Source organism: Paracoccus sp. M683 (genome assembly GCF_007096355.1).
Classification (GTDB): Bacteria; Pseudomonadota; Alphaproteobacteria; order Rhodobacterales; family Rhodobacteraceae; genus Paracoccus.
In genome coordinates this window covers 1-26294 of sequence record NZ_VKDF01000005.1, presented here as the reverse complement: position 1 = coordinate 26294, position 26294 = coordinate 1, and the positions used below count along the sequence as shown (strand labels likewise).

The window sequence follows — 26294 nt, the reverse complement described above, 5'->3', positions numbered from 1 at the left end:
AAGGGGACGATGCCGGAAATCATTCGCAGATATGTGCGCGTCGTGGACCGGGTCAGCGATTGGGCCGGCTGGCTTGCGGCCTCGCTGATCTTCGTGATGGGGGCGACGCTGCTGCTGGATGCGGTGACGCGCAATGTCATCAATATCCCCGTTCACTGGGCGATCGAGCTGACCCAGTTCACGCTGGCCGCCTATTATTTCCTGGGCGGCCCCTTCACGCTGAAGCATGACGACCATGTGCGCATGGACCTGCTGTATTCACACCTGTCCGAACGCGGTCGCGCGCGGCTGGACCTGATCACCGTCTGGTGCCTGATCTTCTATCTGGGCGTGATGCTGGCCGGCGGGATCAGCAGCCTGCAATACGCCATCGCCACGGATGAGAGGCGGTTTTCCATGTGGAACCCCTCGGTCATTCCGATCAAGGCGCTGATGGTCTTTTGCCTCGTGCTGATGCTGCTTCAGGCCTTTTCGCTGGTCTTCAAGCACTGGGCCACCCTGAAGGGAGAGCCGATCGCATGAGCTATGAGGCCATAGCCCTTCTGATGTTCGCATCCATGGTGCTTCTGCTGGTCAGTGGCCAGCGGGTCTTTGCCGCCATCGGCTTTGTCGCCGCCGGTGCGGCGCTGCTGCTGTATGGGCAAGGCGCGATAGAGTTGCCGTTTAACCAGGTGTTCAAGCTGTTCAACTGGTACGCCATGCTGACCCTGCCGATGTTCATCTATATGGGTTACGTGCTGTCGGAATCGGGCATCGCGGAAGATCTGTACAAGATGCTTCATGTCTGGTTCGGCCGGCTTCCCGGCGGGCTGGCCATCGGAACCATTCTGCTGATGGTGATCATCTCGGCCATGAACGGGCTGTCGGTCGCCGGCATGGCCATCGGCGCGACCATCGCCCTGCCGGAAATGCTGCGGCGCGGATATGACAAGGTGCTGATCTCGGGCGTGGTGCAGGGCGGCGCGTCGCTTGGCATCCTGATCCCGCCCTCGGTGGTGATGGTGCTTTACGGCATGATCGCACGCCAGCCAGTGTCGAAACTGTGGTTCGCGGGACTGGTGCCCGGCCTGATCATGGCGGCGATGTTCGTGATCTATATCCTTGTCCGAGCACGGATGAACCCGGCGCTGGCCCCGGTCGTCGACGAGGAAGAACTGAACATGCCGCTTTCGGAAAAGCTGGCACTGGCGCGGGCCGGGATCATTCCCTTCCTGATCTTCTTCACCATGACCGGCCTGTTCGTCATGGGCTATACCTCGCTGGTCGAAAGCTCTGCCGTGGGGGCAACGGCGGCAACGCTGGCCGCGCTGTTGAAAGGTCGGGTGACGTGGCAGCTGATCAAGGACACCTCGCTGAAAACGCTCAGCGTCAGTTGCATGTTCCTGTGGCTGATCCTTGCGGCGCTGGCCTTTGGCGCGGTGTTCGACGGGCTGGGTGCCGTGCGGGCAATCGAGAATCTGTTCCTGAACACATGGGATATGGGGCCCTGGCAGGTCATCATCATGATGCAGCTTAGTTTTATCCTGATGGGCATCTTTCTTGATGACACCGCCATGCTGGTCATCGTCGCGCCGCTTTATGTGCCGCTGGTCGGCTCGCTGGATCTGGGCATCGACAACCAGTTGATCTGGTTCGGCGTGCTTTACACCATCACCTGCCAGATCGCCTATATCACCCCGCCCTTCGGCTATAACCTGTTCCTGATGCGATCACTCGCGCCCAAGGAAATCACGCTGGTCGATATCTATCGCTCGATCTGGCCCTTTGCGCTGATGATGGTGCTGACCATCATACTGGTGATGATCTGGCCGGGCCTCGCCATGTGGCTGCCCGAACATATGAGCGTCAGGGGCTGACCCCCCGCAAAACACCCCCCAAAAGACCCCGGCAAGAGGGTCGCAACCCCAACATCGGAGAGAAACGACATGACCAAGAAGCTGATTACCCCATCCGAACGCATCCTGTCCGGCCGGCGCGAGTTTCTGAAGCGCGCGGGTCTTGGCGCGGGGGCGGCCGCAGCCTCGACCCTTGCCGCGCCGGCAGTGCTGGCACAAGGCGCGCCGATCAAATGGCGTTTGCAATCCTATTCCGGCGCCCCGCTTGGCGCCCATGTCATCAAGCCGCAGATCGAGGCATTCAACGCCGCCGCCAATGGCGAGATGGAGATCGAACTGTATTACGCCGACCAGCTTGTTCCCACCGCCGACCTGTTCCGCGCCTTGCAGAACGGCACATTGGACGCGGTGCAATCGGACGAGGCGACGATGGCCTCGCCGGTCGACATCTCGGTCTTTGGCGGGTATTTCCCCTTTGCCACGCGCTACAGCCTGGATGTGCCTGCGCTGTTCAACTACTACGGGCTGAACGAGATCTGGGCCGAGGCTTACGGCGAGGTCGACAACGTCACATGGCTGTCAAGCGGCGCATGGGATCCGCTGCATATCTTCACCGTGGACAAGCCGATCCGCAGTCTGGCGGATATGAAGGGCCTGCGCGTCTTTGGCGTGCCCACGGCGGGCAAGTTCCTGTCGCGTTACGGGCTGATCCCGGTGACGATCCCATGGGACAACGTCGAAGTCGCCATGCAGACGGGCGAATTGGACGGCGTCGCATGGTGCGGATTTACCGAAGCCTATGAGGTGGGCTGGGCCGATGTCTGCAACTATGCGCTGACCAATTCCGTCACCGGCGCGTGGTTCGGCAGCTATTTCGCCAATACGGCAAGCTGGGAAAAGGTGCCGCCGCATTTGCAGCAACTGTTCCGCATCACCATCGACCAGTCCCATTACTACCGCAATGTCTGGTATTGGGGTGGCGAGGCCAAGCTGCGGGTCGAGGGCGAGAAAATGGAACTGACCAGCCTGCCCGAGGAAGAATGGGCACAGGTCACCAAGGATGCCGAGGGCTTCTGGGACGAGGTCGCCGGCTCCAGCGAGCGCGCCGGCCGCGTGGTTCAGGCCTTCAAGGATTACGCCGCGAATATGGAAAAGGCCGGCTATCCCTATCGCTAGGGCGGCCCTGTTTCCGCATTGCGACTGCCGGGCGCGGGTCATCCGCCGCGCCCGGCCTTATCCGAACGGAGGTGAACCATGCCCGCAAACCTGACCCTCGACAGCCTGAAAGCCGCCATCGACGCGGGCGAGATCGACACGGTCGCCGTGGCGCTGATCGACATGCAGGGCCGGCTGATGGGCAAGCGCTTTCACGCGCGGCATTTTCTGGATGCCCATGATGAAACGCATTGCTGCAACTATCTGCTGGCCACGGATTACGAAATGTTCACCGTGCCGGGCTTTGCTTCGGCCAGCTGGGAAAAGGGCTATGGCGATTATGTCATGCGCCCCGATCTGACCACGCTGCGCCGCCTGCCATGGGCGCCCGGCACGGCGCTGTGCATGGCCGATCTGCTGGATCATCACAGCCATCAGCCGGTGCCCCACGCCCCCCGCAACGTGCTGGCCGCTCAGGTCGCCCGCGCCCGCGCCATGGGGCTGGAACCCATGATGGCCACCGAGCTTGAGTTCTTCATGTTCGAGGAAAGCTTCAAGCAACTGTTCGACAGCGGTTATCGCGACCTGACGCCCACCGCGCGCTATAATGTCGATTACGCCCTGACCGAAACCGCGGGCGACGAGGTGGTGATGCGCGCGCTGCGCAACGGGCTTTACGATGCCGGCGTGCCCGTCGAATGTTCCAAGGGCGAGGCTGAACGCGGCCAGCACGAGATCAACGCCCGCTATTCCGACGCGCTGGATGCGGCCGATATGCATGTGCTGATCAAGGCCGCGACGCATGACATTGCGCGGCAGGCAGGGCGGTCAGCCACCTTCATGGCCAAGTATCACCACGACAAGGTCGGCAGTTCATCCCATGTGCATCAGTCGCTTTTCCGCGACGGCGCGAATGCCTTTGTCGATGCGGGCGATCCGCTTGGCATGTCCGCGCTGATGAAATCCTATGTCGCGGGGCAACTGGCCCATGCCAGCGCCATCACCCTGTTCCTTGCGCCGAATATCAACAGCTATAAGCGTTTCGTCACCGGCACGTTCGCCCCCACCCGCGCAGTATGGAGCGTGGACAACAGAACCGCCGGCTTCCGCCTGTGTGGCGAGGGCAGCAAGGCCGTGCGGATCGAATGTCGCATCGGCGGGGCCGATCTGAACCCCTATATGGCCTGCGCCGCGCTGCTGGCCGCCGGGCTGGACGGGATCGACAAGGGAATGACGCTTGATCCGCCCCTGACGGGCGATGCCTATCTGGTCGCCGACGCCCCGCAGGTGCCGCGCACGCTTGGCGATGCGGCGGCGGCGGCGATGGGATCGGACATGCTGCGCGCGGCCTTTGGGCAGGACGTGATGGCCCACTATCACCGCGCCGCGCTTTGGGAGATAGAAGAACAAAACCGCGTGGTAAGCGATTGGGAACTTGCCCGAGGATTCGAACGCGCCTGAGGCGCAGAAATGGAAGCCGCAAGATGACTGCCACGATCAAGCTGATCTCGCCCGTGGATGGCGCGGTCTATGTCGAACGCCCGGTGCTGACCACCGATCAGGCACGCGCCGCCGCCCAACGCGCCCGCGCCGCCCAACCCTCATGGGCCGCGCGCCCGCTGGCCGAACGTGTGGCGCTGGTCATGGCGGGCGTCGAGGCGCTGATTGCCATGAACGACCAGATCGTGCCGGAACTGGCCCGGATGATGGGTCGCCCCGTGCGCTACGGCGGCGAAATGGGCGGCGTGCGCGAACGCGCCGAATATATGGCCGGCATCGCCGCACAGGCTCTGGCCCCGCAGGTGGTCGAGGACAGCGACCGTTTCCGCCGCGAATTGCATCGCGCGCCCGTTGGCGTGGTGTTTGTGATTGCGCCCTGGAATTATCCCTTCCTGACGGCGATCAACGCCGTTGTTCCGGCGCTGATGGCGGGTAATTCGGTGGTGCTGAAACATGCCAGCCAGACCCTGCTGGCGGGCGAGCGGCTGGCTGAGGCCATGCATAAAGGCGGCGTGCCGGAAGACGTGTTCCAGAACCTCGTGCTGGATCACGCGACCACCGAAGCACTGATCCGCGACCGCGCATTCGGTTTCGTGAACTTCACCGGCTCGGTCGGTGGTGGTCAGGCGATCGAACGCGCGGCGGCGGGCGGTTTCACCGGCACCGGGCTGGAACTGGGCGGCAAGGACCCCGGCTATGTCGCCGAGGATGCCGATCTGGATGCTGCCGTGAACGGGCTGATGGATGGGGCGATGTTCAATTCGGGGCAGTGCTGCTGTGGGATTGAACGGATTTATGTGCATGAAAGCCTGTATGACGATTTCATTGCCAAGGCGACGGATTGGGTGCGCGGCCTGAACCTTGGCGATCCGACCCTGGCCGAGACGACCATGGGGCCGATGGCCAATACCCGCTTTGCCCGCATCGTCCGCGATCAGGTGGCCGAGGCCCTGGCCCAAGGCGCCCGCCCGCTGATCGCGCAGGGCGATTTTCCGGCGGATGACGGCGGCGCCTATCTGGCCCCGCAGGTGCTGGTCGATGTGACCCATGACATGCGGGTCATGCGCGAGGAAAGCTTTGGCCCGGTCGTGGGGATCATGAAGGTCACGGGCGATGATCAGGCTGTGGCGCTGATGAATGACAGCGATTACGGGCTGACGGCGTCGATCTGGACAGCCGACCCCGACCGAGCGGCGGATATCGGCAACCGGCTGGATACCGGCACCGTCTTCATGAACCGCTGCGATTATCTGGACCCGGCCTTGTGCTGGACCGGGGTGAAGGATACCGGCCGGGGCGCAAGCCTGTCCGCGCTTGGTTTCCATGCCGTCACCCGCCCCAAATCCTTCCATCTGAAAAAGGTCACGCAATGAGCAGCCCCCGCGCCAACTGGTCCTATCCCACCGCCGTCAAATTCGGCGCCGGCCGCATCAGCGAACTGGCCGATCAGTGCAAGGCCGTGGGCATGAAACGCCCGCTTCTGGTGACCGACCGGGCGCTGGCCAGCCTGCCGATCACCGCGCAGGCACTGGATATTCTGGACGATGCCGGCCTTGGCCGCGCCGTCTTTGCCGAGGTCGACCCCAACCCGAACGAGGGCAATATGCAGGCCGGGCTGGCCGCCTATCGCGCGGGCGGGCATGACGGCGTTGTCTGTTTCGGCGGCGGCTCGGCGCTGGATCTGGGCAAGATGATCGCGCTGATGGTGGATCAGCCGGTCTCGGTCTGGGATCTGGAGGATATCGGCGACTGGTGGACGCGCGCCAATCCCGACACCATCGCCCCGATCATCGCCGTGCCCACGACGGCGGGAACGGGGTCCGAGGTCGGCCGCGCGGGCGTGCTGACCAACAGCCAGACCCATAAGAAAAAGATCATCTTTCACCCGAAACTTCTGCCGGCAGTCACGATCTGTGATCCCGAACTGACCGTCGGCATGCCCCGCGCCATCACCGCCGGCACCGGCATGGATGCATTCGCGCATTGTCTGGAGGCTTACAGCAGCCCGCATTACCACCCGATGAGTCAGGGCATCGCGCTGGAAGGCATGCGGCTGGTGCTGGAAAACCTGCCCCGCGCCTATGCCACGCCCGATGATATCGAGGCCCGCGCCAATATGATGGCGGCCGCCGCCATGGGTGCGGTCGCCTTCCAGAAGGGACTGGGTGCGATTCACAGCCTCAGCCATCCGGTCGGTGCGGTCTATGGCACCCATCACGGCACCACGAATGCCGTGGTCATGCCCATGGTGCTGGATTTCAACCGCCCCGCCATCCGCAACCAGATCACCCGTGCCGCGAATTATCTGGGCATCAAGGGTGGTTTCGCCGGATTCCGTGGGCGCGTGCTGGAACTGCGCGCCGAACTGGGCATTCCCGGCAATCTGGCCGAAATGGGGGTCGAGGAAAGCCGGCTGGACGAGTTGACCGAAATGGCGCTGGAAGACCCGTCCTGCGGCGGCAACCCGGTCAAGATGACGGCAAAGAACACTCGCGCGCTGTTTCAGGCAGCCATGTCCGACGCGGTCTGATCTGCCGGGCCGGCCTATACGGCCGCGCGGATTTCCGCGACCATCGCGTTTTGCGCCGGCGTCGGCTGCCAGTCTATGCGATGGGTCAACCCGATGGGGCGCGGCGTCACACTGCCGGGATAGGGCAGCTCGGCCACAAGGCCGCGCTCGATCTCGCGCATGGCCTGGGCCTTGGACACGCAGGCCAGATGCCGCCCGTCGCCCACCACCTCGCGCATCAGGATGACCGAGCCTGTCTCGGTGATGCTGTCCGGCAACGGCAGGCCGGCATCGGTGAACAGCGCCTCGAACTGGGTCCGCGTCGGCGTGCCGATGCTGGGAACCAGCCAGGGACGCTGGCGCAATTGCGCCAGATCGGCACCCCCGGTCAGAAGCGGATCGGATGGGCCCGCAAGGATCGCCAGCACGTCATCGAACAGCGGCTCCTGCACCACATCGGCCACCGGCATCCGCTGACGCAGCGCGCCGATCAGAAAGTCGATCTCGCCCCGGCGCAGCCGGTCCAGCAGGTCATCGTAGACGCCATCGACGATGCGGATCGCCTGCAAGGGCCGGGTTTCGCGAAACCGGATCAGCGCATGCGGCAGGATATGGGATCGCGACAGTGGCATGGCGCCGATGACGACCTCACCCACCTCGGCCCCCTGCAATTCGGCCAGTTCGGCCACCGCCTGATCAAGCTCGGCAAAGGCCAGCTGTGCAGCCCGCGCCAGTGCCGCCGCCTGCCTTGTAGGCGCGACACCCACGGGGCTGCGCTGAAACAGCGCGCGTCCGACCGATGCCTCGATGGTGGTGATCGCGCGATGCACGGTTGGCTGGGCGATCCCCAGCCGATGCGCGGCCAGCGTGAAGTTCTGCGCCTCGACCGTGGCGATCAGCGCCTGCAATTGCGACCGGGTGGCAGTGATGGTCAGCCGGGGTGCGATGTCGCCAATCGCCGCGTCCAGCATGGCCAGCGCCCGCGCCACGCGACGGCGCAGCACCTGCCCTGCCTCGGTCGGGAACAACCCCTGCTGGGTGCGCAGGAACAGCGGCGCCCCTGCTTCGCATTCCAGCTTGGCAATGGCCTGGGTGACAGCGGGCTGCGAGACGAACCCCGCCGCCGCCGCCTTGGTGACCGAACCGGATTCGGCCACGCCCAGAAACACCCTCAGGTGCCGGAGATTGCCGACGAGCATAGCGCCTCTTCGATCATTACCAGCCGTTCGCGGACATCGCCATCAAGGCCGCGCAGTTCCAGGTCGCCGATGCGCTGCTGCCAATCGGCCGTGGCACCGGCCATGCTGCCATCCAGCCCAAGCGCCGCGACGGTCGCCGTGACCTCGCGCATCTCGGCGGCGCGACGCAGCCCGTGCTGCATCATCCGTTCCAGGTTGTATTCGGCCCGTTCGCGCCAGTCGCTTGGCGGTGCCGAGGCCTGCAAGGAATCCAGCACATCATCCAGCACCCCCGCCCGTTCCGCCGCGATGAAGCACTCGGCCGACAGCGCCTCGATCCCCTTGACCATGACCGAGCGGATCATCTTGACGGCAGAGGCCGAACCGATCTCGGCGCCGCGATAGCGATAATTCATCCCCATCTCGTCAAGGAAGGGCAAGGCCTCGGCCGGCCCGGCGATCAGCAGGGCCGTGCGGTGCAGCCCCGGATGGATCGGGGCCATGATGGCCATGTCGACATAGGTGCCGCCAGCCCCTTCGATGAGGGCGGCGGCCTCGCGCTTGCTGTCGGGGGCGCAGGAATTGCCGTCATACCAGATCGCGCCGGAGGCCAGATGCGGCGCCGCGCTGCGTGCGGCGGCAACCGCCTGATCGGCTGTCACAAGACACAGCACATGGCGCGCCTCGGCCAACGCCTCGGCCGGGGTTTCGGCAATGGCAACGCCGGTCTCGGCACCGGCCTGAAGGATCGCATCCGCCTCGTCGCCATGGATCTTCAGATCATAGGCAATCATCTCTTCCGTAGCCGGCCGTCCCCAACCCGAGGCGACGGCGCTGCCGGCCTCGCCAAATCCGATGAATGCTGTTTCCGCGGCCATATTCCCCTCCATGTTTCGCTGACCAACCTGCGGCAGGCCGCCCCCGGAACCAATAGATTATAGCAAGAACTTATCACATGGGAACGCTTTCTGAATTGTCGTTCCGGGCCTGCCGATGCGATCCATATGGCCAAGACGCCCCCGGCACGCCCACCAAAGGAACACGCCATGTCAGCCCCCACGACCGCCCCCAAGACCGCCTTGGTGATTTCCGCCCATGCCGCCGATTTCGTCTGGCGCTGTGGCGGCGCCATCGCCCTGCATGCCGCCATGGGATATCAGGTCACCGTGGTCTGCCTGTCCTTCGGCGAGCGCGGCGAAAGCGCGAAATTGTGGAAGGATCCCGGCATGACGCTGGACCGGGTGAAATCCGCCCGCCGCGCCGAGGCCGAGGCCGCCGCCGCCGCCCTGGGCGTGCATGACCTGATCGAGTTCGATCTGGGCGATTACCCGCTGCATCTGACCCAGGATGACAAGTTCCGGCTGGTCGATGTGATCCGCAAGGTTCAGCCGCGCTTCATGCTGAGCCACAGCCAATATGACCCCTATAACACCGATCACATGTATACGACGCAAGTGGCGCTGGAATGCCGGATGATCGCGCAGGCCTGGGGGCATAATCCCGGTGAAAAGGTGCTGGGCGCGCCGCAGCTTTACCTGTTCGAGCCGCACCAGACCGAGCAGATGGGCTGGAAGCCCGATACCTTCCTGGACATCACCCCGGTCTGGGACAAGAAGCGCGCCGCCATCGAATGCATGGAAGGCCAGGAACATCTGTGGGACTACTATACCCGCGTCGCCCAGAACCGCGCCAATCACTTCATGCGCAATTCGGGCGGTCAGGGCGGCGGGCGCAAGGCCCAGTTCGCCGAAGGCTTCCAGTCGATCTTTCCGCGCACCGTCGACGAACTGTAACGGCGCTGCGCGTGCCAAGGTCCGCATGTCAGGCGGGCGTCGCCCGCCGCCCCCTTGCGGCTGGCCGGCCGATTTTTGAGGAGGAGAAGATATCAGGAAAGCGATCTTCAACATCGCCGCCGCTGCGGTTCTGGGGCTGGGCGTGACCCTTGCTGCGCCCGTCGCCATGGCGGAAACCCGCGTTATCGTGCTGGGCACCGGCACGCCGGTTCCCAATGGCGACCGCGCCGGTTCCGGGCTGGCGATCATTCATGATGGCGAGGCCTATCTGTTCGATGCCGGCCACGGCATGATGCAGAACGCCATCAAGGCGTGGAAAGATCTCGACGCCGAAGAACTGAACCCCACGAAAATCAAGCAGGTCTTCATCACCCATCTGCACAGCGATCACACGCTGGACTATCCCGAACTGGCATCAACCTATTGGTGGCGGCGCGAAGAGCGGCTGAAGGCCATCGGCCCAAAGGGCCTGCAAGCGATGACCGACGGCTTTTACGAGATGATGCAGGCCGACATCGCGATCCGCACCAGCGGCGTCAACCCGGTCAAGGACCCGAGCATGTATCAGGTCGACGTGACCGAGATCGAACAGGACGGCGTGGTCTTTGACGAGAATGGCGTGACGGTAGAGGCGTTCACCGTCGATCACGGCGAAGTCAAGCCGGCTTATGGGTTCAAGGTCACCACGCCTGACAGAACCATCGTGATCTCGGGCGATACGGCCTATAGTGAAACGCTGATCGAAAAGGCCAAGGGGGTCGATATCCTTGTCCATGAGGTGATCGGCGAAGAAGGTCTGCGCGGGCTGTCCCCCGAATGGCAGGAATATCACCGTTCGGTCCATACGCTGACCAGCGAGTTGGCCGATATCGCCAATCAGGCCCAGCCCGGCACCTTGGTGCTGACCCATATCGCCACCTATGCCGCGCCGCTGGAAACCGCCAAGACCGAAGTCGAGGCGCTGTATGATGGCAAGGTCGTGCTGGCCAGCGATCTGGATGAATTCTGATATGTCGGTTGGGCGCTGCCTTGCGCCCGCCCAGACCGACCAAACGGGGATTTGCGATGCCTGAACCGACCAACCCGTCCTTCGACCTTGCCCATCTGGGCCATGTCGAGATGCTGACGGACCGCTTTGATGAAAGCCTCGATTTCTTCACCCGTGTCTATGGGCTGAAGCTGTCGGGGCAGGACGAAAACAGCGCCTATCTGCGCGCATGGGACGATTACGAATATCACAGCCTGAAGCTGACCCGGTCCGATCGTACCGGCGTCGGCCATATCGGCTATCGCGCCGCTTCCCCCGAGGCGCTTGACCGCCGGGTGAAGGCGATCGAGGCATCGGGTTATAAGACCCATGGCTGGGTCGAGGGCGATCAAGGTCATGGCCGCGCCTTCCGTTTCGAGGATCCCTTTGGTCATGTCTTTGAAATCTATTACGATACCGTCTGGTATGAAGCACAGGACGAGGCCGAGCGCGCGGCACTGAAAAACACCGCCAGCGCCTTTACAGGCGCCCCCCCGCGCCGGCTGGATCACCTGAACCTGCTTGCCGAGGACGTGGCCGAGTTCCGCCGCTTCATGGAGACCTGCCTTGGCAGCCGGGTGACCGAGATGATACAGTTGAACAATGGCCGCATCGGCGGCTGCTGGTTCACCGTCAATAACAAGACCTATGATCTGGCCTGCACCGAGGAACATGGCGGCGGCGCGGGCCGTCTGCATCACGTCACCTATGCCACCGACCAGCGCGAGGACATCCTGCGCGCGGCCGACATCTTCCTGCAAAACGGTGTCCATATCGAGACAGGCCCGCATAAACACGCCGTTCAGGGCACGTTCTTCCTGTATGTCTGGGAACCGGCCGGCAACCGGGTGGAACTGGCCAATGCCGGCGCCCGCCTGATCCTTGCGCCCGACTGGCAGCCCGTGATCTGGACCGAGACCGACCGCAAGAAGGGCCAGGCATGGGGCCTGAAAACCATCGAAACATTCCACACGCACGGCACTCCGCCGGTGCAGAAGAAAGGTTGAGCCATGGCTATTGTCGTCCAGAATATCGACCGTGCCGATCCCGATACGATCCGGGGGCTGGCCGATGCCGGCGTGGCCACCGTTCACGAGGCGCAGGGCCGCATCGGCTGTCTGGCCAGCCATATGCGCCCGATCTATCCCGGCCCGCGCATCGCCGGTTCGGCGGTGACGATCAGCGCGCCCCCCGGCGACAACTGGATGCTGCATGTCGCCATCGAGCAGTTGCAGGACGGCGATGTCCTGGTGCTGGCACCAACCTCGCCCTGTGACAACGGCTATTTCGGCGATCTTCTGGCCACCAGCGCCATGGCGCGGGGCTGTCGGGGGCTGGTGATCGACGCGGGTGTGCGCGATGTGCGCGACCTGACCCAGATGGGCTTTCCGGTCTGGTCCAAGGCCATCAGCGCGCAGGGAACGGTCAAGGAAACCTTGGGTTCGGTCAATGTGCCCATCGTCTGCGCCGGTCAGGCGATCGAGGCGGGCGATGTGATCGTTGCCGATGACGATGGCGTCTGTGTCGTGCGCCGTGCCGATGCCGCGCAGGTTCTGGCCGCCGCCCGCAAGCGCATGGATGCCGAAGAGGCAAAGCGCGCACGGCTGGCCTCGGGCGAGTCGGGACTGGACATTTATGACATGCGCGCCCGGCTTGAGGCCAAGGGGCTGCGCTATGTCTGATGCGGGATAAAGGGGGCGCTCGCGCCCCCTCTTGCCCGTGCCGGGCAATTCACCCCCCGAGGATATTGGGATGAAGAAGAAAGAGGACGAAAATGGCGAAAGCCGGGTCTGTTGATGGCATCCCCTGCCTTTGGATGCGCGGGGGAACCTCGAAGGGGGCATATTTTCTGGCCTCGGATCTGCCCACGGATGAGGTGTCGCGGGATGCGCTGCTGCTGCGGATCATGGGATCGCCCGATCCGCGCCAGATCGACGGGATTGGCGGGGCCGATCCGCTGACGTCGAAGGTGGCGATCCTGTCGCCCTCGACACGGGACGACGCGGATGTGGATTATCTGTTCTTGCAGGTCTTTGTCGATCAGCCGGTGGTCTCTGGCGCGCAGGGTTGCGGAAACATTCTGGCAGGCGTGGGGCCGGTCGCCATCGAACGGGGGTTGGTCGCCGCCGCTGGCGAGGTGACCCCGGTGCGCATCCACATGCTGAATACCGGCGAGGTCGCCGTGGCGACCGTGGCGACGCCCGGCGGGCGCGTCAGCTATCGCGGCGACGCGGCCATTGATGGGGTGCCGGGCACGGCAGCGGCGGTGCCGCTGATGTTTCAGAACATTGCCGGGTCGATGAGCGGCGCCCTGCTGCCGACGGGCCGGGCTGTCGATGTGATCGAGGGGGTCGAGTGCACCCTGATCGACAATGGCATGCCCTGCGTGATCATGCGGGCCGGGGATTTCGGGCTGACCGGGCAGGAAAGCCGCGAGGCATTGGAGGCCGCAACCGGGGTCAAGGCGCGGATCGAGGCGATCCGGCTGATCGCCGGGCCGATGATGAACCTTGGCGATGTCGCGGCGAAATCGGTGCCCAAGATGACGCTGGTATCGGCGCCGCGATCAGGCGGCGCGATCAGCACCCGCAGTTTCATTCCCCACCGCGCCCATGCCTCGATCGGGGTTTTTGCCGCCATCAGCGTGGCAACGGCCTGCACCCTGCCCGGCTCACCCGCAGCAGGGCTGGCGCATCTGCCAGAGGACGGGCGTTTCGCCATCGAGCATCCAAGCGGCGCCGCCGAAGTGCTGATCGAGCGCGGCTCCGACGGCCAGATGCTGCGTGCGGGAACGCTGCGAACCGCGCGCAAGCTGTTCGACGGCAGGGTGTTTGCCGACTGAGGCGATGATGCCGTCTTACGCGCTGGTCCGGTCGAGGAAGGTCGCCATCCGCTGATAAAGTTGATGCAGCACCGCGCCACCCCCGGCACGGGCCAGAAGCGCGGTCATCGGTGCCTCGACCGACAGGTCGATATTTGTGGGCAGCGCCCGCAGAAAGGCCGGCAGGTCGATCTGGCCGTCACCGGGGGCAAGACGCTCGGCGCGGGCTGCGTGCAGCAGGGCTTCGGTCGTATAGGGCGGCTGGCGTGGCGCATCGCAGATATGGGCAAAGGGCAGCCGCTTGGCGGGGATCGCTCGCAGCAAGGCCAGATCCCAGTTCGAGCGGTCGAAATGCAGGCTGTCGACCAGAATGCCCGGTTCCGCGCCGGCCTGTTGCACGACGTTCCAGCAGGTCGCGAGGTCGGGCACGTCGGTCCAGGGAAAGAATTCCAGCACCGGCTGAATGCCACGAGCGCGAGACAGCTCGGTGATCGCGGCCAGCGTTGCGGCAAGCCGCGACAGGTCGCTGTCATAGGGGGCGCAGATCAGGCGCCGCGCGCGCAGGGCCGCGCCGGCATCCAGCAACGGTTCCAGCGTTGCCGGGTTCAGATCGGCGGTAATGCGGACAAATTCGATGTCGCTGACCACAAGTCCCGTGGCTTGCTGCGCCGCTTGCGTCCTGCGCAGCGCGGCGGGATCATCCATCAGCGGATAGCCGGGGCTGTCATCCGTCACCCGCAGCAGACGCAGCCCGACACCGTCGAAGCCGGCGACCGAGGCAGTCTCGATGAAATCCGGGGGCGGCAGGGTAATCGCCGACAGGTGAGCGACAGACAGGTGATGTGGCACGGGGTCAGTATCCTTCTGCTGCGTCGCGACCGGCGATAAAGCCGAAGGTCAGGGCCGGGCCAAGATTGATCCCGCCCGCCGGGTAATGCCCGCCAAAGACGCTGAGACTGTCGGTTCCAGCGGCATAGAGGCCGGGGATCGCCATGCCCGCACTGTCCAGCACGCGTGCGCGGGCATCGGTTGCAATCCCCGCAAAGGTGCCGAAGCTGCCGGGCACGACCGGCACCGCATAGAACGGGCCGCATTCAATCGGCGCCAGGCAGGGGTTCGGCCGCTGTTCCGGGTCGCCCTGAAGGCGCATATAGGCCGTGGTGCCTCGGCCGAAATCGGGATCCTCGCCAGCACTGGCGTGACGGTTGAACCGCTCGATCGTGCGCAGCAGGCCGGTTGGCTCGATCCCGGCGGCCAGCGCCAGCGCAGTCAGCGTGTCGGCGCGCGTCAGATAGCCCGAGCGCACCCACCCCCCAAGCGGCAAGGGCGCCGGCCGCACGATGCCAAGGCCATAGCGGCGGATGAAACGGTGATCGCAGATCAGCCAGGATCGCGCCGGCTGATCCGCCGGCACCGCCGCCAGCAAGTCGCGAACATAGTCGTGATAGCCCAGCCCCTCGTTGCAGAACCGCCGGCCATCGGCCAGCACGCCGATCAGCCCCGGCTTGCCCCTGTCGATGATATGGGGAAAGCCCCCCTCGACGCCGCCCGGCCAGATCACCCGCGAGACCGGGCAGTATGCCGCCGGGGCGTCGGCTTCAACACTGAACGCCGCGCCCACAGAAAGCGCCAGCCGGGCGCCGTCGCCCGTGGCGGTGGGCACGGCCAGCGTCAGGTGTTCGGCGTTGCGGGCCAGCAGCCTGGCGCGCAGGGCCGGGTCATTGGGGAAGCCGCCCGTCGCCAGCACGACGCCCCGGTCCGCCAGGATCGCCCCGTCCGAGGTCTCGATTCCGGTGATCCGCGGGCCATGGCGGATCAGACCGGAAACCGTGACATCAGGGCGCAGATTGACACCCAGATCCAGTGCCGAGCGCAGCAGGCGGGCGATCAATGCGCTGCCATTGCGCAGCTGCATCGCGCGCCCATGGATGGCCAGATCGGCCGCATGGCGCGACACACGGCCCGCGACATGGGCGAAGGACCGGATATTGCGGGTCGCGGTCATGAAGGCCTTCAGGTCCGGGCCGGCCTGGATGGTCAGGCCGCGCAGGGTGGTTTCCGGCAGCGGCTGGCGCAGCAGCGCGATCTGCTTGCCCAGCCTGCGCCCGTCATAGGGCCTGGCGATGACCGATCGCCCGCCAGTGCCCGCAGCGGGTTGGTCGCCATAGGTGTCGGGAATATGCAGCCCGCCATCGAATTGCAGCGCTGTATGGGTTTCGAAGAAATCGACCATCTGCGGCGCCGCATCAAGAAAGGCGTCGACCCGCGCCCCGTCGAACCTGTCGCCCAGCACAGCCTGCAAATACCGGCGCGGGGCGCCTGCATCCTCGGTGATGCCGGCACGGGTCGCGACCGGATTGCCAGGCGCCCAGATCCAACCACCCGACCAGGCCGAGGTGCCCCCCATGACCGGCGCCTTTTCCAGTACCGCCACGCGCAGCCCGTAATGCGCAGCCGTTACCGCCGCCGACAGCCCGGCAGCCCCCGAACCCAGCACGATCAGATCAAAGCTTGCCGCCATCCGGTCCTCCTTGCCGGCACAATCGCGGATCGTGACCTAACGTCAAATATTCATTAGGCATTCAGATTAACCTGATGTTAAATCACCCGAAGGAGAGGGCCGTCATGCGCGAGATTACCCTGCGTCAGGTCGAGGTCATCCGCGCCGTGATGATGCGCGGAACGATCAGCGGCGCGGCCGAGCAGCTGAACGTGTCGGCCCCCGGCATCAGCAGGCTGGTCAAGCATACCGAGGAATCGCTTGGTATCCGCCTGTTCGAACGCCGTGCGGGCCGTTTCATCCCCTCGGTCGAGGCCGGCGCCGTCTTTGACCAGATCAGCAATGTCTACAAGGGCGTCGAAAACCTGCAACAGGCCATTCTGTCGCTGGAAAAGGGCCAGGATGTGCGGCTGGCCTTTGCCTCGGCGCCCTCGGTCGCGCAATTCATCGCGGCCCGCGCCATCCGCAGCATCCGCAAGCGATACCCGGACCTGTTCATCGACCTGAACATCCTGAAGATCGAAGAGACCGTCGACTATCTGTTGCTGGAACGTGGCGAGTTCGTCATCATGAGCTCGCTGATCGGGAATGCCGGGATCGAGAATGTAAAGCTGGCCGAGGCCCGGCTGGTCGCCATCCTGCCCGAGGGGCATCCGTTGGCGACGCGCAAGGTGATCTCGGTTCATGATCTGGCGGATCAGCCGCTGATCGGCGTGGATCTGAATGACCCTTACGGCGCCAAGCTGGCCGCGCCATTCATCGCCGCAGGGATCCAGCCGGTCCATTCCATGCGCGGGCGTTTCGCACAAACCGTGGTCAGCCTGGTGCGGCACGGGCTGGGCGTGGCGTTGATCGACGCCTTTTCGGTGGCCGAGGTCTATATGCCCGGTCTGGTGCGCCGCCCCCTGGCCGAGCCAAGCGGCGTTACCGTCTATGTGGCGCATAAGAAAGGGCGGGCGTTGTCGGGCTTTGCGGAATACGCGATCCAACGGTTTCGCAAGGAACTGGTGGCGACGGCCGAAGGCACCTTTGACCCGGTCACGACGACAGGTGATTAACATGACGTTAATATAACAAAGGTCTTGGTATTTGACGTTATGCGCCCCATTGCGCGATGATAAAACCACAACGGGCGAGGAGCATGGCCCGTCATGACATTGTTCAGGGAGGAAACCATGAAACATCTGATTATCGGCACCGTCTCGGCGCTGGCCTTCACCGCAACCGGCGCACTGGCGCAGGACTATCCCAGCAAGGAAATCGCCGGGATCATCCAATGGGGCGCGGGCGGCTCGACCGATACCGTAATGCGCGCCGTCACCCCCCATGCCGAGGACGTTCTGGGCGGCACGGTCGTCATGCAGAACGTCACCGGCGGCGTCGGCGCCATCGGCCTGAACCAGGTCGCCTCGGCCGCTGCCGATGGATATACCCTGCTGATGGGCGCGGAAAACCCGTTGCTCTACAAGGTCATGGGTCTGGGCCAGAAGGATTACAGCGACTTCGTGCCGATCAACATCCTGGCCCGTGGCACGCCGATCCTGGTGGCCGGCAAGGACGCGCCCTTCGACGATTACGCAGGCATGCTGGCCTATATCAAGGAAAACCCCGGCGAGGTTCGTTTCGGCTCGACCGGGCCGGGCGGCCTGCCGTCGGTCGTGACAGCGATGATCAACGCGGTCGAGGGCGAGCAGGACGTGATCTTCGTGCCCTATGATGGCGATGGCCCGGCGCTGACCGCCTTGCAGGGCGGCGCCATCGACGTGATGCCCGCCGTTCTGGGTGCCGCGATCGAGGGGATCAAGGCCGGCGCGATGAAGCCTCTGCTGGTGTTCGAACCCGAGGCCGTGGCCACCCTGCCCGACACGCCCACCGCGATTTCGGCCAATGAGGGCTACAACCAGTATCTGCCATGGGGCCCGTTCTTCGGCATCTTCGTGCGCACCGACACCCCGGCCGAGGCCGTCGAGAAGCTGACCGCCGCCTATAAGGAAGCCGCCGAGCAGGCGCCCTTCCTGGAACTGATGTCAAATCGCGGCTTCACGCCCCTGAATATCAGCGGCGACGAGGCCCAGGCTTTTCTGGATGACTGGCAGTCCACGACCGCATGGCTGATGCAGGATGCTGGTCTGACGAAAGCCTCGCCCGAGGATTTCGGGATCGCCAAACCCGCCGAATAAGATCTGCCGCGCGGGGCCATGACCGGCCCCGCGCCCGCATACCGGCGCTGGTCCCGTCCACCGCCGTTCCATCCTGAACCTGTGCGACAAGGAGGGTGCCATGTCCCCGACCGATCACGACACAGATGCGATGCAGGACGACGTAACCGATCTTCATGAACATCCCCGCGACACCCGTCGTCCGGGCGAGGCCGGTTTTACCATCCTGCTGCTTCTGGCAAGCCTGTTCCTGCTGTATAGCGCCTATGACATCTCGGGTTTCGAGGCCCTGTCGGCGCCCGGAACCCTGCCCATGGTCACCACGCTGATCATGTGCCTTACCGGGGGGCTGATCGCCCTGCGCACCTGGAAACTGCCGCAGATCGCGGGCCAGACCTTCAGCCGCGAGATCCTGCCCCCCGTGCTGATCGTGATGGCGCTGCTGCTGCTGGGCTATGCGCTGGCGCTGAAACCGCTTGGGTTTCTGCCGACCTCATTTCTGTTCCTGACCCTGTCGATCAAGCTGTTGTGGCGTCAGGGCTGGGGCCGGACGCTGGCCATATCGCTGCTGACGCTGGCCATCATCTATCTCGTCTTCCGCGTCATCTTTTCGGTCCTGATGCCCGCCGGCATCTTCCCCGAGGCCGAGATGCTGCAATTCTTCCGCAATATGCTGGGTGGAGGGGCCTGAGATGGACGCATTCGCAGCCTTTTTCATGGTCTTCACCGACCTCAAGCTTCTGGCACTGGTCGCTGCGGGCACCTTTGCCGGGGTCTATATCGGCGCCATTCCCGGCCTGTCGGTCACCATGGCCGTCTCGATCCTGATTTCCTTCACCTTCTCATGGGATGTGCATCCCGCCATCGCGCTGATGATCGGCATCTTCATGGGCGGGGTCTATGGCGGCTCGCGCACGGCCATCCTGCTGAACATCCCCGGCGCGCCCTCGGCCATTGCCACCGCCATGGACGGCTATCCCATGGCGCAGCGCGGCGAGGCGGGCACCGCCATCGGCATCACCACGGTCATGTCCTTCTTTGGCGGTTTCATCGGCATCATCGTGCTGGCGCTGGCCGCGCCGTCGGTGTCACAATTCGCGCTGAAATTCCAGCCGCGCGACTATATGTTGCTGGCGATCCTGGGCATTCTGCTGGTCGGTTCACTGTCGGGTGAAAGCCTGGTCAAGGGCATCTTCTCGGGCGCCTTCGGCATCCTGATCGGCATGGTGGGCATGGACCCGCTGACCTTTACCGGCCGCTTCACCTATGACCTGCCCTTGATGCAGTCGGGGATTTCCTTCATCGCCGTGATGATCGGCATGTTCGGCGTATCCGAGGCTTTGGCCCAGTTGCACCACCTGGACTCGGCCGCCGTCAAGCAAAAGATCAGCCGTATCGTCCCCAGCTTTGGCACGATCAAGAAATACCTGCCCCTGTCGCTGCAAACCTCGTCCATCGGGGTGATCATCGGCGCGCTGCCGGGCACGGGCGGGGATATCGCCGCGCTGATGGCCTATGACCACGCCAAGCGCGTGACCCGCAAGCCCTCGCGCCCCTTTGGCAAGGGCGCCATCGAGGGGCTGGTCGCGCCCGAGACCGCCAATAACGCGGCCGTGGGCGGGGCCTTCATCCCGATGATGACGCTTGGCATTCCGGGCGATGCGGTCACCGCCATCATGATTGGCGCGCTGTTCATCCACGGGCTGAACCCCGGCCCGATGCTGATGGTGGAACAGCCGGACATGTTCTGGTTCATCGTCGGCGCGCTGGTCGTCGCGAACTTCTTCATGCTGATCTTCGGCCTGACCGGCATCAGGCTGTTCACCAAGATCGTGGAAATGCCGCGCGCCGTGCTGATCCCGATGATCATGCTGCTGTCGGTGGTCGGTGCCTATGCCGTCAACAACTCGATCACCGATGTCTATTGGATGTTGGCCTTTGGTGTGCTGGGATATTTCATGCGCAGCTATGGCTATCCGCTTGGGCCCGTCATTCTGGGCGTGATCCTGTCGCGGCTGCTGGATGACAACTGGCGCCGGGCGATCATTTCCGAACGCGAGGATCTGGGCCGCTTTTTCCATGGCATCCTCACCAGCCCCCTGTCGCTGGCTCTGTTTCTGGCGGTGATTTTCATCTTCTTCAGCCAGACCCCGCTATGGACCCGGCTGAAGGCAAAACTGCTGCGCAACAAGAACCAGGAGGCACAGTAATGTCCGCCCCGACCCTGCATCTGGGCCTGATCGGCGACAATATCGCCAAATCGCGCACGCCCTTGCTGCAAACGCTGGCCGGTCGCCAGAACGGCGTTGCCGTCACCTATGACCGGCTGGTGCCGCAGCAGATGGGGCGCGACTTCGACCAGCTTTTCGCCGATTGCGCGGCGGGCGATTTTCGCGGCATCAACGTCACCTATCCCTATAAGGAACGGGCGGCGAAAAAGGTGCGGATCGACGATCCGCTGGTCGCGGCCATCGCGGCGGTGAATACGGTGATCTTCGGGGCGAGTGGTCCCGAAGGCCACAACACCGACTATTCCGGCTTTGTCGCAGCCTATCACCTTGTGCGCGGCGAGACCCCGCCCGGAGCGGTGCTGATGATCGGAACCGGAGGCGTCGGCCGCGCCGTCGCCTTCGGCCTGATCGCCCTTGGCGCCTCAAGCCTGCGGCTGGTCGACCGCGACATGGCCAAGGCCGAGGCTTTGGCCGAGGACCTGCGCCGCGCCACCCCGGCGATGGTCGTGACGGTGCATCAGAATGCCGAAGAGGCCGCGAGGGGCGTCCAAGGCGTCATCAACTGCACCCCTGTCGGGATGGTCGGATATGAAGGGACGCCGATTGCCGGCGCGGCGCTTGCCGGTACGGAATGGGCCTTTGACGCGGTCTATACGCCCCCCGACACGCAATTCCTGACCGAAGCCGCAGCCCATGGGCTGAAGATCGTATCCGGGTGGGAATTGTTCTTCTTTCAGGGCGTCCATGCCTGGAAACTGTTCTCGGGCCTGCCGCTGGACGCGGATGCCCTGCGCCATCAGCTTCTGACAACGGATGAAGTGGTATGAAAACCTCGATCGCGACGGTCTCGATCTCGGGCACATTCACGGAAAAGCTGGACGCCATCGCGGCGGCCGGCTTTGACGGGATCGAGATCTTCGAGCAGGATTTCATCGCCTCGGACCATGCCCCGCAGGATGTGGGCCGCATGGTCCGCGATGCGGGCCTGGAAATCACCCTGTTCCAGCCCTTCCGCGATTTCGAGGGCCTGCCCGAGCCCCTGCGCGCCCGCGCCTTCGCCCGCGCCGAACGCAAGTTCGAGCTGATGAACCAGCTTGGCACCGATCTGATCCTTGTCTGTTCCTCGGTCCATCCGCAGGCTTTGGGCGGGATCAGCCGCATGGCTGACGACTTTGCCGAACTGGGCGAGTTGGCGCGGAAGCACGGCGTCCGCGTCGGTTTCGAGGCACTTTGCTGGGGCCGCCACATCAACGACCACCGCGACGCGTGGGAGGTCGTGCGCCGCGCCGATCATCCGAATGTCGGGCTGATCCTTGACAGTTTCCACACGCTTGGCCGCGGCATCGACCCGGCCAGCATCCGCAGCATTCCGGGCGACCGCATCTTTTTCGTGCAACTGGCCGACGCACCCGCGATCCCGATGGACCTGCTTTACTGGTCGCGCCATTTCCGCAACATGCCGGGCGAGGGCGATCTGGACGTATCCGGCTTCATGCGCGCCGTCGCCGCCACCGGCTATGACGGGCCGCTGAGCCTGGAAATCTTCAACGACCAGTTCCGCGCGGGCCTGCCCCGGCTGGTCGCGCAGGACGGCCATCGCAGCCTGATCGCCACCATGGACAAGGTCCGGCGCGAGGAACCTGCCCTGCCAGTCGACCTGCCCCCCTTCCCAGCCCCCGAGCAGGTTCAACGGATCGAGTTCATCGAATTCGCCACCTCGGATACCGACGCCCCGGCGCTGGAAAACATGCTGCACGCCCTGGGCTTTTCCCGTGCCGGGCGGCATGTATCCAAGCCCGTAACGCTGTGGCGGCAGGGCGGCGCGAATGTGCTGGTCAATACCGATAGCGAGGGGTTTGCCGGCAGCTCTTACGTTGCGCATGGCACCACGGTTTCGGAAATCGCGCTGATGATGCCCGATGCGCAGGCGGGTTTCGACCGGGCCACGGCGCTGCTGGCGCGGCCCCATCCGCAGGCCAACCCCAAGGGCGAACTCACGATCCCGGCCATTCGCGGGGTCGGCGGCAGCATGATCCGGTTTCTGGACAGCAGTTCCGATCTGGGCCGCATCTGGGACGTGGATTTCACCACCCAGCCCGCCCCGCCGGGCGCCGGCCTGACCGGCATCGACCATATCGCGCAGACCATGGCCTATGACGAAATGCTCAGTTGGTCACTGTTCTACACCTCGATCTTCGAGGCGCAGAAGGCGCCGATGGTCGATGTGGCCGATCCCGCCGGTCTGGTGCGGTCGCAAGCCGTGCAATCTGGGGGCCTGCGCGTCACCCTGAACGGGGCCGAGGCGCGCGGCACCTTGGCCGGGCGCTTTATTGCGGACAGCTTTGGTTCATCGGTCCAGCATGTCGCACTGGCCACCGACGACATCTTTGCCAGCGCCAAGACCATGTCCGAGCGCGGCTTTCCGGTGTTGCAGATCGGCGCGAATTACTATGACGACGTGGCGGCGCGGTTCGGCCTTTCCGCCGATCTGGTCGCCCGGATGCGCCAGGCGAATGTGCTTTATGACGAGGATGACAGGGGCCGGTTCTTCCAGTTCTATTCGGACACCCAGCCCGGTGGCTTCTTCTTCGAGATCATCCAGCGCGAGAACGGCTATCAGGGTTACGGCGCCCCCAACGCCCCCTTCCGCATCGCGGCACAGAAACGCGGTGCCCGCCCCGCTGCCGTGCCCCGTCGCTAGCCATGCGGGGCCGCGTCCTGCGCCAGCTGCATCAGCAGGTCCAGCCCCGGCACCGGCGCCCCCGACTGGCGATAGGTCAGCCCCACGGCGCCCGACAGGAACCGCACCCCGGTCGGCAGCTCGACCAGATCGCCGCGTTCCAGTTCCGCCTCGATCACCCCGCGCGAGATGAACCAGACCGCGTCCGAGGCCGCCAGAATGCCGCGCCCGATGGCCAGCGCGGCGGTCTCGAAGGCGGGGCGCAGACCGATCAGGTTCAACGCGGCCAGATATTCATTCACCGGGCGGCGGATGATCGCGGTTTCAGGCGGCAGCACCACCGGCACCTGCCGCAGCAACTCGCGCGGCGCAAGCCTGGCCAAGGGATGCCCGGCGCGGGCGACCAGAACAACCTCTTCCTCGTAGAGATGCTGGAAGGCCAGACCCGCCGTCTGATCCGCATCCGGCATCCGGCCCACCATCAGGTCGATCTGCCCGTCGCGCAACATGCGGACCAGATAGGTATGCGGCCCGGTCTCGATCTTCAGCAGCAGCTCCGGGGCGATCTCGCGAAGGCGCAGCGCCACGCGCGGGAACAGGCGCGTGGCCGCCGTGGGCAGGATGCCCACCCGGATCACCCCGCCGGTCGCGCCGGGCCGGGTCGCCGCAGCCCCCGCATCCAGCGCCTGCAAGGCCAGATGCACATGGCGGCGAAAGACCGCGCCCTGCGGGGTCAGGATCAGGCGGCGATTTTCGCGGTGAAACAGCGGGGCGCCCAACAGGGCCTCAAGCTCGGCCAGCGTGCGGCTGATCGCGGGCTGGCTGACGCCCTGCGCGCGGGCGACGGCGGACAGGCTGCCTTCATCAGCGATGGCGGCAAAGGCGCGCAGGTGCCGCAATTTGACCCCAGGATGCATAATCATACGGTTATGAAAATCGCCTCATTTTGCATTATTCCTGCCGCTTCATGGCGGATATGTTATGAACAGGAGGATTTCTGATGCAAGACAAATCGCCATCGCGCCATGATGCCGGCATGGCCATCCGCCGCAAGGTTCTGGGCGATGCCCATGTGAACCGGGCCGAGGCCGCCAAGACCGATCTGGACGCGCCCTTCCAGCAGATGATCACCGAAGGGGCCTGGGGCACGGTCTGGGCCAGCGATGCGATCAGCTTGCGCGAGCGGTCCATGCTGACGCTGGCATTGCTGGCCGCGACCGGGAATTTCGAGGAAATCCCGATGCATATCCGCGCCACCGCCCGCACGGGTGCCAGCCGCCGCGACGTGGCCGAGGCGTTCCAGCATGTCGCCATCTATGCTGGCGTGCCGCGCGCCAATCATGCGCTGAAACTGGCGCGACAGACCTATGCCGAAATGGACGCAGCCAAGGTAAATGGGGAGGATGACCAATGACCCAAGGTGAATATTATCAACGTGACCGGCGCCTGCACCCGCCCGCGCTGACCCCCGACTACAAGACCTCGGTGGCGCGCAGCCCGCGCTATTCAATGATCTCGTTGCAGCAATCGGCCAGCGAAATCACCGGCCCCACCTTTGGCCATGGCGATATCGACCCGATCGACAATGACCTGATCCGCAACTATGCCAAATCCGGCGACCCGGTGGGCGAGCGGATCATTCTTCATGGCCGGGTGCTGGATGAAAACGCCCGTCCGGTGCCCAATACGCTGGTCGAGATCTGGCAGGCCAATGCCAGCGGCCGCTATCGCCACAAGAAGGATACCTATCTGGGCGCGCTGGACCCGAATTTCGGCGGCTGCGGGCGCACGATCACCGACGATCAGGGGCGCTATGTGTTCCGCACCATCAAGCCCGGCGCCTATCCCTGGCGTAACTGGGTGAACAACTGGCGTCCGGCACATATCCATGTCTCGGTTTTTGGCCATTCCTTCAGCCAGCGCCTGATCACCCAGCTGTATTTCGAAGGTGACCCGCTGATCCCGATCTGCCCTATCGTGGCCACGATTCCCGATGCGGATGCCATCCAGCAGCTGACCGCCAGGCTGGACATGAACGCGACGGTGCCGCTGGACAGCATCGCCTACAAGTTCGACATCGTGCTGCGCGGGCGGCGTTCGACCTATTTCGAGAACCGGCCGGAGGGGAACTGAGCCATGACACAAAAGCTTGATTATCTTCGTGAAAGCGCCTCGCAGACCGCTGGTCCATATGTCCATATCGGCCTTGCGCCGGGCGCTGCCGGCTTTGACATCTACCGCGAAGAGCTGGGCTGGGATATTGCCGGGCCGAATGCCAAGGGCGAGCGGATCCGGGTCGAGGGGCTGGTGATCGACGGCATTGGCAGCCCGGTCAAGGACGTGCTGATCGAGGTCTGGCAGGCCAATGCCGACGGCCATTACGCCCATCCCGAGGGCGGCGGCCAGGTCGAGGACGGCTTTCGTGGCTGGGGCCGCGTCATCACCGATTTCGACACCGGGAAATGGGGTTTTGACACGGTCAAGCCCGGCGCGGTCATGGGCCGCTATGGTCGCTTGATGGCACCGCATATGAACCTGTGGATCGTCGCGCGCGGCATCAATATCGGGCTGAACACGCGGATGTATTTCAGCGACGAGGCCGAGGCGAACGCGAACGACCCGGTCATCAATCTGGTCGAATGGGAAAAGCGCCGCGCCACGCTGATCGCGAAACGCGAAGATCGCGACGGCACCCCTGTCTATCGCTTCGACATCCGCCTGCAAGGCGATGACGAAACCGTATTCTTTGATATCTGAGGCATCGCAATGACCACGCCCTGCATTATCTGTGTTGCCATCACGGGCAGCCTTCCGACCAAGTCGAACAACCCAGCGGTCCCGATCACCGTTGCGGAACAGATCGAATCGACCCATGCCGCCTTCGAGGCCGGCGCCTCCATCGCCCA

At 64.4% G+C, this 26294-nt stretch carries 26 protein-coding genes; 21 read left to right on the top strand and 5 right to left on the bottom strand.

Annotated features, from left to right (window positions below):
- The first annotated feature begins 9 nt into the window (after positions 1-9).
- The 6 genes from FNJ84_RS10480 (at position 10) to FNJ84_RS10455 (ending at position 7020) form a co-directional block, all read left to right on the top strand.
- Positions 10-522, top strand: coding sequence for a TRAP transporter small permease subunit (locus tag FNJ84_RS10480; protein ID WP_143793087.1), 513 nt, complete (start codon positions 10-12; stop codon positions 520-522).
- Positions 519-1856 (top strand): TRAP transporter large permease subunit, encoded by a 1338-nt coding sequence (locus FNJ84_RS10475; protein ID WP_143793086.1) that lies wholly within the window; start codon positions 519-521, stop codon positions 1854-1856. Before FNJ84_RS10480 ends, FNJ84_RS10475 begins: the two co-directional genes overlap by 4 nt.
- Before the next feature lie 105 nt (positions 1857-1961).
- Complete coding sequence (locus FNJ84_RS10470) at positions 1962-3011, top strand: C4-dicarboxylate ABC transporter (RefSeq protein WP_221931974.1); 1050 nt, start codon at positions 1962-1964, stop codon at positions 3009-3011.
- Between the two features lie 78 nt (positions 3012-3089).
- Positions 3090-4451: a glutamine synthetase family protein gene (locus tag FNJ84_RS10465; protein ID WP_143793084.1), complete on the top strand. Its 1362-nt coding sequence runs from the start codon at positions 3090-3092 to the stop codon at positions 4449-4451.
- Between the two features lie 23 nt (positions 4452-4474).
- On the top strand, positions 4475-5863 hold the full coding sequence (locus FNJ84_RS10460; RefSeq protein WP_143793083.1) for an aldehyde dehydrogenase family protein: 1389 nt from the start codon (positions 4475-4477) through the stop codon (positions 5861-5863).
- On the top strand, positions 5860-7020 hold the full coding sequence (locus tag FNJ84_RS10455) for an iron-containing alcohol dehydrogenase (RefSeq protein ID WP_143793082.1): 1161 nt from the start codon (positions 5860-5862) through the stop codon (positions 7018-7020). The genes FNJ84_RS10460 and FNJ84_RS10455 overlap by 4 nt, the downstream gene beginning before the upstream one ends.
- Before the next feature lie 14 nt (positions 7021-7034).
- Here FNJ84_RS10455 and FNJ84_RS10450 read toward each other — a convergent pair whose 3' ends face one another.
- Positions 7035-8198 (bottom strand): LysR family transcriptional regulator, encoded by a 1164-nt coding sequence (locus FNJ84_RS10450; RefSeq protein WP_143793081.1) that lies wholly within the window; start codon positions 8196-8198, stop codon positions 7035-7037.
- Complete coding sequence (locus FNJ84_RS10445; protein ID WP_143793080.1) at positions 8171-9055, bottom strand: NAD(P)-dependent oxidoreductase; 885 nt, start codon at positions 9053-9055, stop codon at positions 8171-8173. The genes FNJ84_RS10450 and FNJ84_RS10445 overlap by 28 nt, the downstream gene beginning before the upstream one ends.
- A 168-nt stretch (positions 9056-9223) precedes the next feature.
- Here FNJ84_RS10445 and FNJ84_RS10440 point away from each other — a divergent pair, with 168 nt between their 5' ends.
- From FNJ84_RS10440 to FNJ84_RS10420, 5 genes are all read left to right on the top strand, one after another.
- Positions 9224-9970 (top strand): PIG-L deacetylase family protein, encoded by a 747-nt coding sequence (locus tag FNJ84_RS10440; RefSeq protein ID WP_143793079.1) that lies wholly within the window; start codon positions 9224-9226, stop codon positions 9968-9970.
- 142 nt (positions 9971-10112) lie between these two features.
- Entirely contained in the window at positions 10113-10979 is an 867-nt protein-coding gene (locus FNJ84_RS10435) for an MBL fold metallo-hydrolase (protein WP_221931963.1), read from the top strand.
- 56 nt (positions 10980-11035) lie between these two features.
- Positions 11036-12004, top strand: a complete 969-nt coding sequence (locus FNJ84_RS10430) for a VOC family protein (protein ID WP_143793078.1) — start codon at positions 11036-11038, stop codon at positions 12002-12004.
- A gap of 3 nt (positions 12005-12007) precedes the next feature.
- Positions 12008-12679, top strand: a complete 672-nt coding sequence (locus tag FNJ84_RS10425; protein ID WP_143793077.1) for a 4-carboxy-4-hydroxy-2-oxoadipate aldolase/oxaloacetate decarboxylase — start codon at positions 12008-12010, stop codon at positions 12677-12679.
- 92 nt (positions 12680-12771) lie between these two features.
- Positions 12772-13839 carry a 4-oxalomesaconate tautomerase gene (locus tag FNJ84_RS10420; RefSeq protein ID WP_143793076.1) on the top strand — a complete coding sequence of 356 codons (1068 nt, stop codon included), beginning with the start codon at positions 12772-12774 and terminating at the stop codon, positions 13837-13839.
- 15 nt (positions 13840-13854) lie between these two features.
- Here the strand turns inward: FNJ84_RS10420 and FNJ84_RS10415 are convergent, their stop codons facing one another.
- Both FNJ84_RS10415 and FNJ84_RS10410 read right to left on the bottom strand, forming a co-directional pair.
- Positions 13855-14667: a sugar phosphate isomerase/epimerase gene (locus FNJ84_RS10415; RefSeq protein WP_143793075.1), complete on the bottom strand. Its 813-nt coding sequence runs from the start codon at positions 14665-14667 to the stop codon at positions 13855-13857.
- Between the two features lie 4 nt (positions 14668-14671).
- The gene (locus FNJ84_RS10410; RefSeq protein WP_143793074.1) at positions 14672-16339 is read right to left on the bottom strand and encodes an FAD-dependent oxidoreductase; all 1668 of its coding nucleotides are present in this window, start codon (positions 16337-16339) and stop codon (positions 14672-14674) included.
- Positions 16340-16443: 104 nt separating this feature from the next.
- Between FNJ84_RS10410 and FNJ84_RS10405 the strand changes: the two genes are divergently transcribed.
- The 6 genes from FNJ84_RS10405 to FNJ84_RS10380 all read left to right on the top strand — a co-directional run bounded on the left by FNJ84_RS10405 (position 16444) and on the right by FNJ84_RS10380 (position 23409).
- A complete protein-coding gene (locus tag FNJ84_RS10405; RefSeq protein WP_143793073.1) occupies positions 16444-17376 on the top strand; it encodes a LysR family transcriptional regulator in 933 nt (310 codons plus the stop codon).
- Between the two features lie 117 nt (positions 17377-17493).
- Complete coding sequence (locus FNJ84_RS10400) at positions 17494-18498, top strand: tripartite tricarboxylate transporter substrate binding protein (RefSeq protein ID WP_143793072.1); 1005 nt, start codon at positions 17494-17496, stop codon at positions 18496-18498.
- Between the two features lie 100 nt (positions 18499-18598).
- Positions 18599-19168 (top strand): tripartite tricarboxylate transporter TctB family protein, encoded by a 570-nt coding sequence (locus tag FNJ84_RS10395; RefSeq protein WP_221931962.1) that lies wholly within the window; start codon positions 18599-18601, stop codon positions 19166-19168.
- Between the two features lies 1 nt (position 19169).
- Positions 19170-20687 carry a tripartite tricarboxylate transporter permease gene (locus tag FNJ84_RS10390; RefSeq protein WP_143793071.1) on the top strand — a complete coding sequence of 506 codons (1518 nt, stop codon included), beginning with the start codon at positions 19170-19172 and terminating at the stop codon, positions 20685-20687.
- Positions 20687-21535: a shikimate dehydrogenase gene (locus FNJ84_RS10385; protein ID WP_143793070.1), complete on the top strand. Its 849-nt coding sequence runs from the start codon at positions 20687-20689 to the stop codon at positions 21533-21535. Before FNJ84_RS10390 ends, FNJ84_RS10385 begins: the two co-directional genes overlap by 1 nt.
- Positions 21532-23409, top strand: coding sequence for a bifunctional sugar phosphate isomerase/epimerase/4-hydroxyphenylpyruvate dioxygenase family protein (locus FNJ84_RS10380; RefSeq protein ID WP_143793069.1), 1878 nt, complete (start codon positions 21532-21534; stop codon positions 23407-23409). Before FNJ84_RS10385 ends, FNJ84_RS10380 begins: the two co-directional genes overlap by 4 nt.
- Here FNJ84_RS10380 and FNJ84_RS10375 read toward each other — a convergent pair.
- Positions 23406-24311, bottom strand: a complete 906-nt coding sequence (locus FNJ84_RS10375; RefSeq protein WP_143793068.1) for a LysR substrate-binding domain-containing protein — start codon at positions 24309-24311, stop codon at positions 23406-23408. The two genes, FNJ84_RS10380 and FNJ84_RS10375, sit on opposite strands and share 4 nt — an antisense overlap.
- A gap of 77 nt (positions 24312-24388) precedes the next feature.
- Between FNJ84_RS10375 and pcaC the strand changes: the two genes are divergently transcribed.
- The 4 genes from pcaC to FNJ84_RS10355 form a co-directional block, all read left to right on the top strand.
- Positions 24389-24802, top strand: coding sequence for a 4-carboxymuconolactone decarboxylase (pcaC, locus tag FNJ84_RS10370; RefSeq protein WP_143793067.1), 414 nt, complete (start codon positions 24389-24391; stop codon positions 24800-24802).
- Positions 24799-25521, top strand: coding sequence for a protocatechuate 3,4-dioxygenase subunit beta (gene pcaH, locus FNJ84_RS10365; RefSeq protein ID WP_143793066.1), 723 nt, complete (start codon positions 24799-24801; stop codon positions 25519-25521). Before pcaC ends, pcaH begins: the two co-directional genes overlap by 4 nt.
- 3 nt (positions 25522-25524) lie before the next feature.
- Positions 25525-26145, top strand: a complete 621-nt coding sequence (gene pcaG / locus FNJ84_RS10360) for a protocatechuate 3,4-dioxygenase subunit alpha (RefSeq protein ID WP_143793065.1) — start codon at positions 25525-25527, stop codon at positions 26143-26145.
- 9 nt (positions 26146-26154) lie between these two features.
- The coding region (locus tag FNJ84_RS10355) for a 3-keto-5-aminohexanoate cleavage protein (RefSeq protein ID WP_143793064.1) at positions 26155-26294 on the top strand (140 nt) is incomplete at its 3' end.

Bases quoted from the DNA above. Each gene is read 5' to 3' on its own strand.
- FNJ84_RS10480 (WP_143793087.1), top strand. From the start codon at position 10: ATGCCGGAAATCATTCGCAGATATGTGCGCGTCGTGGACCGGGTCAGC.
- FNJ84_RS10475 (WP_143793086.1), top strand. From the start codon at position 519: ATGAGCTATGAGGCCATAGCCCTTCTGATGTTCGCATCCATGGTGCTT.
- FNJ84_RS10465 (WP_143793084.1), top strand. From the start codon at position 3,090: ATGCCCGCAAACCTGACCCTCGACAGCCTGAAAGCCGCCATCGACGCG.
- FNJ84_RS10460 (WP_143793083.1), top strand. From the start codon at position 4,475: ATGACTGCCACGATCAAGCTGATCTCGCCCGTGGATGGCGCGGTCTAT.
- FNJ84_RS10455 (WP_143793082.1), top strand. From the start codon at position 5,860: ATGAGCAGCCCCCGCGCCAACTGGTCCTATCCCACCGCCGTCAAATTC.
- FNJ84_RS10450 (WP_143793081.1), bottom strand. From the start codon at position 8,198: ATGCTCGTCGGCAATCTCCGGCACCTGAGGGTGTTTCTGGGCGTGGCC.
- FNJ84_RS10445 (WP_143793080.1), bottom strand. From the start codon at position 9,055: ATGGCCGCGGAAACAGCATTCATCGGATTTGGCGAGGCCGGCAGCGCC.
- FNJ84_RS10440 (WP_143793079.1), top strand. From the start codon at position 9,224: ATGTCAGCCCCCACGACCGCCCCCAAGACCGCCTTGGTGATTTCCGCC.
- FNJ84_RS10430 (WP_143793078.1), top strand. From the start codon at position 11,036: ATGCCTGAACCGACCAACCCGTCCTTCGACCTTGCCCATCTGGGCCAT.
- FNJ84_RS10425 (WP_143793077.1), top strand. From the start codon at position 12,008: ATGGCTATTGTCGTCCAGAATATCGACCGTGCCGATCCCGATACGATC.
- FNJ84_RS10420 (WP_143793076.1), top strand. From the start codon at position 12,772: ATGGCGAAAGCCGGGTCTGTTGATGGCATCCCCTGCCTTTGGATGCGC.
- FNJ84_RS10410 (WP_143793074.1), bottom strand. From the start codon at position 16,339: ATGGCGGCAAGCTTTGATCTGATCGTGCTGGGTTCGGGGGCTGCCGGG.
- FNJ84_RS10405 (WP_143793073.1), top strand. From the start codon at position 16,444: ATGCGCGAGATTACCCTGCGTCAGGTCGAGGTCATCCGCGCCGTGATG.
- FNJ84_RS10400 (WP_143793072.1), top strand. From the start codon at position 17,494: ATGAAACATCTGATTATCGGCACCGTCTCGGCGCTGGCCTTCACCGCA.
- FNJ84_RS10395 (WP_221931962.1), top strand. From the start codon at position 18,599: ATGTCCCCGACCGATCACGACACAGATGCGATGCAGGACGACGTAACC.
- FNJ84_RS10390 (WP_143793071.1), top strand. From the start codon at position 19,170: ATGGACGCATTCGCAGCCTTTTTCATGGTCTTCACCGACCTCAAGCTT.
- FNJ84_RS10385 (WP_143793070.1), top strand. From the start codon at position 20,687: ATGTCCGCCCCGACCCTGCATCTGGGCCTGATCGGCGACAATATCGCC.
- FNJ84_RS10380 (WP_143793069.1), top strand. From the start codon at position 21,532: ATGAAAACCTCGATCGCGACGGTCTCGATCTCGGGCACATTCACGGAA.
- FNJ84_RS10375 (WP_143793068.1), bottom strand. From the start codon at position 24,311: ATGATTATGCATCCTGGGGTCAAATTGCGGCACCTGCGCGCCTTTGCC.
- pcaC (WP_143793067.1), top strand. From the start codon at position 24,389: ATGCAAGACAAATCGCCATCGCGCCATGATGCCGGCATGGCCATCCGC.
- pcaH (WP_143793066.1), top strand. From the start codon at position 24,799: ATGACCCAAGGTGAATATTATCAACGTGACCGGCGCCTGCACCCGCCC.
- pcaG (WP_143793065.1), top strand. From the start codon at position 25,525: ATGACACAAAAGCTTGATTATCTTCGTGAAAGCGCCTCGCAGACCGCT.